The sequence below is a fragment of the Cohaesibacter haloalkalitolerans genome (genome assembly GCF_003574655.1).
Lineage (GTDB): Bacteria > Pseudomonadota > Alphaproteobacteria > Rhizobiales > Cohaesibacteraceae > Cohaesibacter > Cohaesibacter haloalkalitolerans.
On record NZ_QNUM01000008.1, the window covers coordinates 16,246 to 28,949 of the forward strand.

The 12,704-nt window shown below is 59.4% G+C and carries 7 protein-coding genes; 3 read left to right on the forward strand and 4 right to left on the reverse strand.

The features are described from left to right. Positions 1–79: 79 nt before the first annotated feature. Complete coding sequence (locus DSL70_RS18255) at positions 80–3,475, reverse strand: acyl-[ACP]--phospholipid O-acyltransferase (RefSeq protein WP_119309421.1); 3,396 nt, start codon at positions 3,473–3,475, stop codon at positions 80–82. A gap of 755 nt (positions 3,476–4,230) precedes the next feature. On the opposite strand from DSL70_RS18255, the gene DSL70_RS18260 reads away from it, so the two are divergent. From DSL70_RS18260 to xylA, 3 genes are all read left to right on the forward strand, one after another. Beyond that, positions 4,231–5,376, forward strand: a complete 1,146-nt coding sequence (locus DSL70_RS18260; RefSeq protein WP_205563334.1) for an ROK family transcriptional regulator — start codon at positions 4,231–4,233, stop codon at positions 5,374–5,376. A gap of 211 nt (positions 5,377–5,587) precedes the next feature. Next, a complete protein-coding gene (gene xylB, locus DSL70_RS18265; protein WP_119309423.1) occupies positions 5,588–7,036 on the forward strand; it encodes a xylulokinase in 1,449 nt (482 codons plus the stop codon). Further along, positions 7,036–8,343 carry a xylose isomerase gene (xylA, locus tag DSL70_RS18270; protein ID WP_119309424.1) on the forward strand — a complete coding sequence of 436 codons (1,308 nt, stop codon included), beginning with the start codon at positions 7,036–7,038 and terminating at the stop codon, positions 8,341–8,343. The genes xylB and xylA overlap by 1 nt, the downstream gene beginning before the upstream one ends. Before the next feature lie 76 nt (positions 8,344–8,419). Here xylA and DSL70_RS18275 read toward each other — a convergent pair whose 3' ends face one another. The 3 genes from DSL70_RS18275 to DSL70_RS18285 all read right to left on the reverse strand — a co-directional run bounded on the left by DSL70_RS18275 (position 8,420) and on the right by DSL70_RS18285 (position 12,703). After that, positions 8,420–10,195, reverse strand: coding sequence for an SLC13 family permease (locus DSL70_RS18275; RefSeq protein ID WP_119309425.1), 1,776 nt, complete (start codon positions 10,193–10,195; stop codon positions 8,420–8,422). A 176-nt stretch (positions 10,196–10,371) separates the two neighbouring features. After that, positions 10,372–11,442, reverse strand: coding sequence for an ABC transporter ATP-binding protein (locus tag DSL70_RS18280; RefSeq protein WP_119309426.1), 1,071 nt, complete (start codon positions 11,440–11,442; stop codon positions 10,372–10,374). A 1-nt stretch (position 11,443) separates the two neighbouring features. Next, positions 11,444–12,703: an MGH1-like glycoside hydrolase domain-containing protein gene (locus tag DSL70_RS18285; RefSeq protein WP_119309427.1), complete on the reverse strand. Its 1,260-nt coding sequence runs from the start codon at positions 12,701–12,703 to the stop codon at positions 11,444–11,446. Between the last annotated feature and the right edge of the window lies 1 nt (position 12,704).

Sequence of the window (12,704 nt, forward strand, 5' to 3'; positions counted from 1 at the left end):
CCGGAATTGCATTCTCTTTTCCCACCGCTTTGAAGCGAGACAGCGAGGCTCCAGCCCCGAGCCCGTGATTGCAGCAAGCTCAGTGGCACTTTTCGCCCTTGATCTCCTCGACCCATTTCTGCACCGAGGCCAGATCGACCTTGCCGGTGGCCAGCACCGGCACCTCGCCGATGATCAGCTCGGCGGGAACCAGAATGTCGGCCTCCCCCCGCCCCTTGGCAAAGCGGGCAAATGTCGACAGGTCGGCATCCGGATTGTTGGTGACCAGAACGATCCGCTCGCCCTTTTTCGCATCAGGCAGCCGCGCCGCAGCCGACAGGAAGTCCGGCCACAGATCGAACGCCACCACCTCGACAGCAGCAAGTGAGACCTTCTCGCCAGCGATATCGGCAAAGCGCTTTGCCCGTCCGATGATCTTGATGAAGCCCTCTTCGTCGATCGTGACAATGTCGCCCGTGTCGTGCCAGCCGTCCGGCGGCGGAATGAGTTCACCGGGATTGTCCGCGCTCAGATACCCGGACATGACATTGTCGCCCTTGATCAGCAGGCGCCCGCCTTCCTTGAGCCCCGGCACCGGACCGAGCTTGGTCTTCACTCCGGGCAGGGCCTTGCCGACGGTGCCCACCTTGTTGAAGATGGGCGTGTTGACGGCAATCACCGGCGCGGTTTCTGTCACGCCATAACCTTCGAGCAGCCGTACCCCGAAGCGCTGCATGAACAGCTCCCGGGTCGGAGCCTTGACAGCCTCGGCTCCGGAAATGCAATAGCGCACGCTGCGGAAATCGAACGGATGGGCCGTCCGGGCATAGCCGTTGAGGAAGGTATCTGTGCCGAAGAACAGCGTCGCGTTGGTGCCATAGACCAGCTCGGGAATAACCCGGTAATGCAGCGGCGAGGGATAGAGATAAACCGGGATCGCGTGGATCAGCGGCAGGATCGTGCCGACCGTCAAGCCGAAGCAATGGAACATCGGCAGCACATTGAAGGCCACGTCCCCCATGTTGAAGTCGATCGCGGCGGCGGCCTGCGCAATATTGGCCAAGAGGTTCCGATGCGTCAGCACCACGCCCTTGGGCAACCCCTCCGATCCGGATGTAAAGAGAATGAAGGCGGGGTCGTCGGCCCGACGGCTGACCAGCGGACGCGACCGGTTGACCAGCCCCGACAGCTTCTCCCGCCATCCCGTCTTTTCCTTGAGATCATCAACCCAGACGATCTCCACATGCTCTGAGAGCTTCTCGACCATCTCTTCGAGCTTACCCTGCTCGATGAAGGACCGCGAGGTCAGCACCTTCTTGAGCTGTGCCGTGCGGCAGGACGAGATCATGTTGGCCACGCCCGTCGAGAAATTGAGCATCGCCGGCACCTTGCCGGCAGACATCAGACCAAGGATCACCGCAGCCGTGCCGTTGGCGTTGGGCAGCAGCACGCCGATCCTTTCCTCATCGGCAAAATCGCGAGCAAAATGCGCCCCGAGCACGCGGGCGGCCGTCAGCAGGCGACCGTAAGTCATCTTGCCAGCAAACGGATCCTCAAGGGTCACGCGCCGCATCCCCACGCCATGGGCCACCTTGATGACATTCTCCAGCACCGTCATGTCCACATTGGTGGTACGCAGAACCAGCTCAGACATGACCCGCTGCAAGGATGCACCAGCCGCCATGCGGCGCTTGCGCCCCTTGAAACTCGGCGGCACATCAAGCTCCACCGGCTCAAGAATTGTCACCTTCACCTTGGGAAAGAACTGGCGGCGAACATTGCCCGGCTCAATGGCTGTCGAATAGCTGCGTTCCAGCCCCTCGATACGAATGGGCACCACCTTGGAGCCGGTCATCTCGGCCGCCATGGCAGCCACGTCATAGACCTTCATCAACCCGCCGGTCGCCGAAACGCGCCCCTCGGGAAAGATCACAAGGGAGTTGCCACTTTGCAGGGCATCAACCACAGCTTCGGTCGCAATTGGCTGGGATGGCTCCAGCACCAGATACTTGAAGAAACGCATGAAGGGATGCATCCACCAGGATTCTGCCGTCTTCGCATCAATGGCAAAAATCGGCTCCTCCTCGGTGATGGCCATTGCCAATGGCCCGTCCAGAAAACTCACGTGGTTGAAGGCCAGAATCGGCGACTTGCCCGCCTTGTCGAGATTCTCCCGCCCTTCGACCTCCAGCCGCGAGAAGGTGCGAAACAGGATGTTGACCAGATCCCAGAGCGGGTTGGTCGGCATGTAACGGACCATCAGCCAGGCGACGACAATGTTGGCCACAGCAAGGGTCGTCAGCACATGCGACGCACTGAGCCCGGTCGCCTGAAAGGCGGCGATGGCGACACCCGAGGCAAAGATGAACCCGGCATTGATAATATTAGTTGCCGCAACGACACGGGCCCGGTGATCGCGCCGCGCCCAGCTCTGCAGCGCCGTAAAGCTCGGCACCACCAACAGCGCCCCCGAGATAGCCAGCCCGCCCAAATCAATGGCCACCCGGATGGCCGCAGTGTGGGTGAAGAAGTCAAACACATTATCTGCAACAATGGGCGTCTCGATCTGGGTCAGCACCCAGGAGAGCTGCATGCAGAAAAAGGCCATCAGCGCCGCACCGAAAGGCGCAGGCAGCAGCACGACACGGCCGGAACAGAGCCAGGCGGCAACTGCCGAACCGATGGCAACGCAGACCGCAAAATCGACCATGTAGATCGTCACGACGAGCGGGCTGCCGCCCATGATCTGGTCAACAAAGCTAGGAACAAGCGCCGTCAGCACCGCCCCCATCAGCCAGAACCACGAAATGAACATCGCCGAACGCCACAGGCGCTTGTCAGCATGCAGATCCTTCACTTGCCGCACCGTGGAGGCAAAGATATTGGCGGACACCCGCAGATCGGCATTGCGGAAACCGGTGCGCGGAATCTGGCGGCTGACCAGCCAGCAGCCGATCGACAACACCAGCATCACCGGTGCAAACACCCGCGCATCAATCCCGTCTTCGGCAACAAACCCGGCGGCAATCGTGCCGCCGAGAATGGCGATGAAGGTCGCTCCCTCAACCCAGGCGTTGGCCGCAGGCAGATCGCGCCGTCCCATGAGATCAGGCAGAATGCCATATTTGATCGGTCCGAACAGCGCCGAGATGACGCCAAACAGAAACAGCGCCAGCATCGAAATAGGCACCGACGCGAGGAAGATGCCAACAACGGCGACCAGCGCCGCACCGATTTCAAACAGCTTCAGGCGTTCGGCCAGCCAACCCTTGTCATATTTGTCGGCAAGCTCGCCCCCAAGCGCCGACAGGATGAGAAACGGCAACATGAAGATGGCTCCGGCGAGCGTGACCAGAGATGCAGCCTCATCCCCCTGCAACTGGAGCAGAATGAGGAAAGCCAGCGAATAGCGCAGAAAATTATCGTTGAAGGCTGACAGGAATTGCGTCCAGAACAGAGGAGCAAACCGTTTGGAGATCATCAAATGGCGACGCATTTCACGCGAGCTTTCTTTTTATCATTCTGCCCGGCATTTTGCTGGACAGGCAGCCGGGCTTGAGGGTTGCCGCATGTGCCGCAGCCAGCCGGATCGGCGGCGCGCAGAGAGGCAACGGATGTGAGGAGAAACGTTAGCCCAAACCGGATTGAACGCAAACACGCGCGGGGCCTTCTTGTGCTCTTCCCTGTCAAAATCCACACAACAATATGGAGAAAATGTTGATTTGCAAACCCGGATAGGCAAAAGCGCCGGAATAGGAACAGTCAGGTCTCAAAAGCCCGATAAGCGCGACGGGAACAAGCCGCATTCCCTTCGCTCCCTTTTATTCCCGTTTTCCACCGCCCGAGCTGAAAAATGGGGGTTTTTATGCCAACAACAGATGGCGCGTGCCGCCGGATGCCGTTATTTTCAGACCACAAGAAACAAGTCGCTTGCAGAAACCTGCGAGACTCTTGCACTATCCCGACAACAAGGCCAATTATTTTTTCGACTGAACAAAATAGCCTGACATTGGCTTCCCCCGCGCAAACGCCGTCAAGCCAATCTCGTCGCCAGGACGCCGTCCAAGGACGCCGCCCCAGGACACTGTCAAGGCCATGTGACTCAAGTCCAGTCGAAGCCTCTGAAGAAGCCACTGCAGAACCAGCAAAGTAAGAACAATGAGAAATCTTCCCAAAAAGACGTCGCAGATAATGGAACAGAGAAATCAGGGACGCCATTTGGTTTTTTCTCACATCAGGAACAATCTCCAGATGGCCCGAATCGACATTGCCAACGCCACAGGCATGAGCCCGGCGACGGTGACATCGATCACGGCAGAGCTGATCGCCACGGGCCTGATCGAGGAAGTGCAGCGCGACGCAGACACCGGCCAGTCCAAACGCGGTCGCCCAAGAGTGGACCTGAAACTGCGCGGCGAATCCCATGTCGTGGCGGGAATGAAGCTGACGGGTCGCAGCATCAGCGCCGTTGTCCTCAATCTCGAAGGCAAGCAGCTGGGCAAGGCGCAACTGCCAATGCCCCGCCCGCCGATCGACCGCGACGCCCTGTGCAGGATCATTCCCGAAGTCATCGAGAAGGTTTCGGCCTCAGCAGGCATGAAGCCGGAAGACCTGTCGGCAGTCGGCATCGGTCTGCCCGGCACCATTCAGGCCACAGAAGGCTTTGTGGATTGGTGTCCGCTGTTCAAGGATCAGGAATTCAACCTCAAGCATTTGATGGAAGAGATCCTGCCAATGCCGGTGTTCGTTGAGAACGACGCCAACTCCGTTGCTATCGCCGAACTCTGGTTCGGCTTCGGGCGCGATGTTCCGGACTTTCTGGTGGTCACCATCGAACAGGGCGTTGGCCTCGGCATCGTCCTGAACGGCCAGGTTTTCCGCGGCACGCAAGGGTTTGGTGCCGAGTTCGGTCACACCAAGGTTCAGTCCGAAGGCGCCCTCTGTCGCTGCGGTCAGCGTGGCTGTCTGGAGGCCTATGTGGCTGATTATGCCCTGTTGCGCGAAGCCAATCTCTTCAAACACTGGGAAGATGGCACCACCGAGGAAGAAAAGCTCATCCAGCTGTTTGCCGCCTCGAAAGCTGGCGACCAGATGGCCCGCTCCATCTTCGACCGCGCCAGCCGCATGTTCTCGATGGGCCTTGCCAATCTGGTCAACCTGTTCGACCCGGCTATGGTCATCCTTTCGGGCGAGCAGATGCAGTTCGACTATCTCTACGCCCAGCATGTCTTTGAAATGGTTCGCTCCTCGACCATCCAGAAAGGCCACCACGAGCCAGAGATCCGCATTCACAAATGGGGTGACATGATGTGGGCCAAGGGCGCGGCAGCCTATGCTCTGGAAGAAGTCGTCCGCCTTGCGATCGACCAGATGGGCAACAGCGAAACCGCCACCTGACCCTGCCATCAGAAGCGCTTGCAGCCACCGGCCTGAGCGCCAGCGGCCCCCGCTTGCGCATACCCAAAAAGACGCTTTCATCTTTAGCGGTGGATTCGAACACGCCCGGCTTGATTTAATTTACCAACTAAAATAATATCTCCCGTAACAAACAACCCTTCAGTCCCGATCATCAATTCACATGACCGGGCACGTGGGCGGGAGGAAAAAAATGTATTTGGGAATCGACCTGGGCACCTCTGGTGTCAAGGTGCTGATCATGTCTGAAGATCAGCAGATCATCGCCTCGACCAACCAGTCCCTGACAGTGTCGCGACCGGCTTCGGGCTGGAGCGAACAGGATCCGCAGAGCTGGATTCTGGCAACAGCAGCAGCGTTTGACGAACTCGCCGCGTCCCGCCCCGATGCCATCCGGCAGGTGAAGGCCATTGGCCTTTCGGGCCAGATGCACGGCGCCACCATGCTGGACGAAACGGACAATCCCGTTGCCCCCTGTATTCTGTGGAACGACACCCGCAGCCACGCCGAAGCCGCAAGGCTCGATGCTACCCCCGGCTTTCGCGAGCTGACCGGCAACATCGTCTTCCCCGGCTTTACGGCACCAAAGCTTGCCTGGATGCGGAACAACAAGCCCGAACTGTTCGATAAAATCCGCAAGGTTCTGCTGCCCAAGGACTATCTCCGTCTCTGGCTGACCGGTGACCATGTGTCGGACTATTCCGACAGCGCCGGAACCTCCTGGCTGGATGTCGGCAAGCGGGTATGGTCCCCCGACCTGCTTGCTGCCACCGGGCTCGACCTGTCCCACATGCCAGCCTTGGCTGAGAGCACCGAAAGCACCGGCACCATCCGCAAGGAACTAGTTGAACGCTGGGGCTTTTCCGCTGACGTGATTGTTGCCGGTGGCGCAGGCGACAATGCCGCCTCGGCCATCGCCACGGGCATTGTCGGCGAAGGCGACGCCTTCATCTCGCTGGGCACCAGCGGCGTCATCTATGCTGCCATCGACAGCTATCGCCCGCTGCCCCAGAGCGCCGTGCATACCTTCTGCCATTCCACCGCCAACCACTGGTGCCACATGGCTGTCATTCTGGCAGCCACCGATGCCCTCAACTGGTACGCCAATCTGGTCGGCTCCAAGGCCGCCGAGCTCACCCGGGCACTGGGTGACGAAATCACAGCTCCGGGCTCGACGATGTTTTTTCCCTATCTAGGTGGCGAGCGCACGCCTCATAACGACGCCAGCATTCGCGGTGCCTTTATCGGCCTCTCCCACCCGGATGACCGGGCTGTCCTCACCCGCGCCGTCCTTGAAGGCATTTCCTACGCTTTCAAGGACGGCATAAGGGCCCTTGAAGCGGCAGGCACCAACCTCAGCCGTCTCATCGCCGTGGGGGGCGGCTCATCTTCGGACTACTGGCTCTCGCTGCTTGCCACGATTCTGGACAAGCAGATCGACCGACCCGAAGACGGTGATTTCGGCGGAGCCTTCGGCGCCGCACGCATGGGTCTTGTAGCAGCAACGAAGGGCAATCCTTCCGATCTGTGCAAGATGCCAGCCATTGAAAAAAGCTTTTATCCAAACAAGGCCCTGCAAGACAGCTTTGAACCTGTCTATGCCCGTTACGCAGCCGCCTACTCATCCCTGAAGGAACTCTGATCATGACGGACTTTTTCGGCTCCCTGTCCAAAATCAAATATGAAGGCCCGGACAGCGACAACCCGCTTGCCTTCCACCACTACAATCCCGATGAAATGGTGATGGGCAAGAGCCTCAAGGATCATCTGCGCTTTGCCGTCGCCTACTGGCACAGCTTCGCATGGGAAGGCGGCGACCCGTTCGGCGGACGCACCTTTGATCGCCCCTGGTTCGGCGATGAAATGGCCAAGGCCAAGCTGAAGGCCGACGTGGCGTTTGAACTGTTCGACCTGCTCGGCGCACCGTTCTTCTGCTTCCATGACGCCGATGTCCGCCCGGAAGGCCGGAATTTCGCCGAGAGCCTTTCCAACCTCAACGAGATCGTCGACTATTTCGAAGAGAAGATGGAAAGCTCTGAGACCAAGCTGCTCTGGGGCACCGCCAACATGTTCTCCAACCGCCGCTTCATGTCGGGGGCGTCCACCAACCCGGATCCGGACGTCTATGCCTACAGCGCTGCGACCGTCAAGAGCTGCATGGACGCAACATTCCGTCTGGGTGGCCAGAACTATGTGCTCTGGGGTGGCCGCGAAGGCTATGAAACCCTGCTCAACACCGACCTGAAGAAAGAGCTGGACCATATGGGCCGCTTCCTCAACATGGTCGTCGACTACAAGCACAAGATCGGCTTCAAGGGCACCATTCTGGTTGAGCCGAAACCACAGGAACCATCCAAGCATCAGTATGACTTCGATGCGGCCACCTGCATCGGCTTCCTGCGCAAATACGGGCTGGAAGGCGAAGTCAAGCTGAACCTCGAACAGGGCCACGCCATTCTCGCCGGTCACAGCTTCGAGCATGAAATCGCGGTTGCCGCAGCCGACGGCATGCTCGGCTCCATCGACATGAACCGCAACGACTATCAGTCCGGCTGGGACACCGACCAGTTCCCCAACAACACGCCGGAAGTCGCCCTTGCCTACTATCACATCCTGAAGTCCGGCGGCTTCACAACGGGCGGCACCAACTTTGACGCCAAGGTTCGCCGTCAGTCGCTGGATCCGGAAGATCTGGTTGCAGCCCACATCGGCGGCATGGACATTTGTGCCCGCGGCCTCAAGGCAGCAGCTGCCATGCTGGAAGATGGCGGACTGGAAAAGGCCCTCAGCGAGCGCTATGCCGATTGGGAAACGGATGTCAACAAGGACATGCTCGCAAAGGGATCACTTGAAAGCATCACCGAGCGCGTCCTCAACGAAGACATCAACCCGCAGCCACGCTCCGGCAGACAGGAAATTCTGGAAAATCTGGTCAACCGGTTCGTTTGACCAGTCATCGTCCTCTCCTCCCCAAAACAACGAACGGGGCGGCTATGCCGCCCCTTTTTTTTATTCCTTCCACCTGTCAGAAGGGAAAGAAGAAGGGGATCACGACAATGGACAGGGCAGCAAACATCACGTTAAGCGGCAGGCCGACCAGCAGGAAGTCCCGGAAGCGATAGCCACCAGCGCTATAGATGAAGGTATTTGTCTGATAGCCGATCGGCGTGGCAAAGCTCGCCGAGGCGGCAAACATCACGGCGATGATGAAAGGCCGGGGATCAAGCCCCAGCTGTTGCGCCAGTCCGATCACGATCGGGCCGATGAGCACCGCCACAGCGTTGTTGCTGATCATCTCGGTCAGCGTCGACGTCAGCACATAGACGATAGCCAGAATGACATAAGGTCCGGCGTCCCCCACCAGTCCGACGGCAGTCTCGACAATGACCCTTGCTGCACCGGTCTGTTCCAGCCCCATGCTCATGCCCAGCATGCCAAAGATCAGGAACAGGATCCGCCAGTCGATGGCATCGAACGCCTCTTCAGGGTCGATGCAGCGCGTCATCATCACAAACACCGCCCCGATGATCGCAAGCCCGGCAATCGGCATCACATCAAAGGCCGCAAGGATCATCACCACAAGGATGGTGAGAACCGCAAGCGGTGCCTTATCGCGACGAATGGCCTTGGTCGTCGGCGCCGTCAGGTTGACCACTCCCGCCTCCTCGACAAGGCGCTGAATGCCATCCGGCGGCCCTTCGAGCAGCAGGGTATCGGCAAATTGCAGACGCAGGCTGTCTCCACCCGCCGTAATGTTTTCGTTCTGCCGATGCACGGCCATCAGATAGACCCCATAGCGGCGGCGCAAGCGTAGCGAGCTGATCGTCTTGCCAAGCAGCGACGAGGTCGGCCCGATGCTGGCTTCCAGCTGCACCGTCTGACCGACCGCCACCGGTTCCAGATCCTGACCGGAGAAATCCTGAAACGCCACCTGCCCGTCATCCCGCAACCCAAGAATTTCGCCCGTGTCGGTTTTCACCACAACCCGGTCACCGGCCATCAGTTCAACCTGACGCAGATCGTCGCGCAAGGACAGCTCGCCGCGAATGACATCGACCACCGCCGTCTGGGTCTTGTTGAAGGGCAGCTCGGCAACATGCTTGCCGATGTAGCGTGAGCGGGAGGGGATGAGCAGTCGCGCCATGAACCGCCGTTTGGCCGAATGCCCCAGCAGCCCCGACAGGGTCGTCCGGTCGGGAATGAGGTAGCGACCAAAAAACAGCATATAGACCATGCCGACAAAGGCAAAGACCAGCCCCGGCAGGGTCATCTCGAACATAGAGAGCGGCGGCTGGCCTGCCTCTTTGGCGATACCGCTCATCAGGATGTTGGTCGACGTGCCCACCAGCGTCAGGGTGCCACCGAAAATGGCAGAATAGGACAGCGGCATCAGAAACCGCGACGGCGAGACCCCGACGCTGGTCGCAACGGAAATCATCACCGGCGTCAGCAGGATGACCACCGGCGTGTTGTTCATGAAAGCCGAAATGATGATGGTGCCGATCATCATCATGAGCAGCGCCCGCAGAAGCGACCCCTTGGCCTGTCGCTTGAGCAGATCCCCCAGTAAAGACAGCACCCCGGTCCGCTCCAGCGCTGCAGAGATGATGAACATCATGGCGATGGTAATGGGGGCGCTGGAACTGAAGACCGACAGAAAGTCCCTGGTGTCGATGATGCCCAGCGCCAGCAGGGCGCCGGACGCGCCAAGGGCGGTCACTTCAGGAGGATAGAATTCCTTGAAGAAGCCAATGAAGACAAGCAGCAACAACAGCAGAACTATGACTTGATCAAAGGTCATCCGAAAGGGTCCTGTCAGTCCCGCCTCCTGCCCTTGTCAAGGCAGGAAGAGCTGTGGCACGAGAAGAGCTGGAAAAAACTGAGCACTTCCCGCCAATGCAATGCAAGCGGAAAGTGCCACTCAATCGCCCGCGCCGGGAAACGACAAACAGGAAAGTGCAGACCGCCCCTCACCCCCTAGGCAGCTTCTGGACCACCTCTGGGCAGAGCCAGCCCGGCGTCATCGAAGAAATGCAGCTTGCCGGGATTGAAGATCAGTCCCACCGCATCGCCGGGTTTGACGGTTGCATCGCCATCCAGCCGAACACCGATGGCACCCAAGCCGCCACAGTCGACCAGCAGATGCGTATCCGAGCCGAGATATTCAACGATATCAATGACCCCGTCACACTGTCCTTCCCCCTTTTGCCCGATGGTGATCGCTTCCGGCCGCACGCCGATATGGCTGGCAACGCCCGGCTGTGTCTGCGGGCCACCCCGGCCACCTTCCAGCACATAGGCATCCCCTTCGGTGCGGCAGGGCATGATATTCATCTTCGGTGAGCCGATGAACTGGGCAACAAACAGGTTGCCCGGCCGCTCATAGAGGTCGCGCGGCGAACCCACCTGCTCGATGATGCCATCTCTCAAAACAACGATCCGGTCGGCCAGCGTCATGGCTTCCACCTGGTCGTGGGTCACATAGATCATGGTCGCGGCCAGCTCCCTGTGCAGCTTGGCCAGCTCATAGCGCATTTCCACCCTGAGCGCCGCATCAAGGTTGGAAAGTGGCTCGTCGAACATGAAGGCGGTGGGATTGCGCACGATGGAGCGACCGATGGCCACGCGCTGCCGCTGCCCGCCGGACAATTCCTTGGGCTTGCGATCGAGATAGGACTCAAGCTTCAAGGCCCTTGCCGCCTCTTTGACCTTTTCCTCTATTTCCGCCTTGGGCGTCCCTGCAGTCTTGAGGCCGAAGCCCATGTTGTCGCGCACATTCATGTGCGGATAGAGCGCATAGGACTGGAACACCATGGCAAGGCCACGGGCGGCGGGCGGCTCGGCAGTGACATTCCTACCCTCGATCAGGATTTCGCCGCGCGAGCACTCCTCCAGCCCGGCGATGGTTCTGAGCAGGGTGGATTTCCCGCAGCCCGACGGCCCGACAAAAATGATGAACTCCCCCTCCTCGATTGCCAGATCAACGCCCTTGATGACTTGCAGCTCACCAAACCATTTCTCCACGGCCTTGAGTTCAATGGATGCCATGCTAGAACCTCCCCTTCGCATGCGGTCCCGCCCATGTCAGCCAGATCGCGGCAGTCCAGCTGAACTGGTTGCCTCCGGCCGGGGTGCCATCAACCGCACTGAAATATTCGTAAAATCCATGTTCGGTGATCAGCTTGCGCGTATCCTTGCGCAGCCGGTCGGCAAGGGCAGTCTGCCCCCGCTCGTTAAGCCCGATACCGATCAACGTGTTAACAACGCCCCAGACAGGCCCACGCCAATAGCGCAGATGATCGAATTTTTCGTCTCGTGGATCGAGCGACGGCACGCCAAAGGTCACGTCCGCGAGGATCGCTTCCAGATGCCCCTTCATGATTTCACTGTCCATGCCCGCATACCAACAAAGGAACGAGGCTGAGCTGAGGGAGCCTGCGAACTTGCCGGTCCGCAGATCAATGCTGTCGTAATACCCTTCCGGGTTCCAGTGGTTCTTCACCCCTTCCTCCAGTTCGGCGATCCAGCCCTCGATTTCCGGCGTCAGGTGATCAAGATCGAGCGCCAGTTGCAGCAGATCGCGGCAGGCCCGAAGGAAAATGAAGGTCATGCCCACATCGGCAACACGGAAGGGCGACCCCTCGCGAATGACCTTCTCGTCCCAGCCGCAGTCACGGCCGAAATAGACCATCTTCAGATAGCGGTCATAGTCTTCCTTCTTGGGCCGCATGGCCGGATCCACATGGCTGGTGTCGCGGCGGGTGTATTCCCCCACCCCTTCGGTGGACACCGCCGACATCGCCCCGTCCCAGTCGACCGCATTGTCACGGCCGCTTTCCCACGGATGGGTGATGGCAACCATGCCCCGCTCGACCCGGTTCTTCATGAACCAGCGATGCCAGCTGACAAGGCGTCCGTAGATCAGATCCATATGAACGCGGCCATAATGCTTGTCCTGCTCATAAATTGAGCGAATGAGCGTTGCTGCGACAGGCGGTTGCGTAATCCCCGACGTGTGCGGCACCCGGTCGACCCCCCAAACATCCGGGCCGGGGAAATATCCATCCGCCCGTTTGTGGAAGATGATATGCGGCACCATGCCGGTGTCCCACTGTCCGGTGAACAGCGTGTGGATCTCGAACCAGGCCCGTTTGACATCGAAGGAGGAGAACCCCCAAGCCGCAAAACAGGAATCCCAGTTCCATTGATAGGGATACAGCCCCGCCGTTGGCACCGTGTATCCACCACGGTCATTCTGCCGCAGGATCCGGCGCGCCTGCCGGTCCAGCTTGTCGTCTGAGATAGCCATA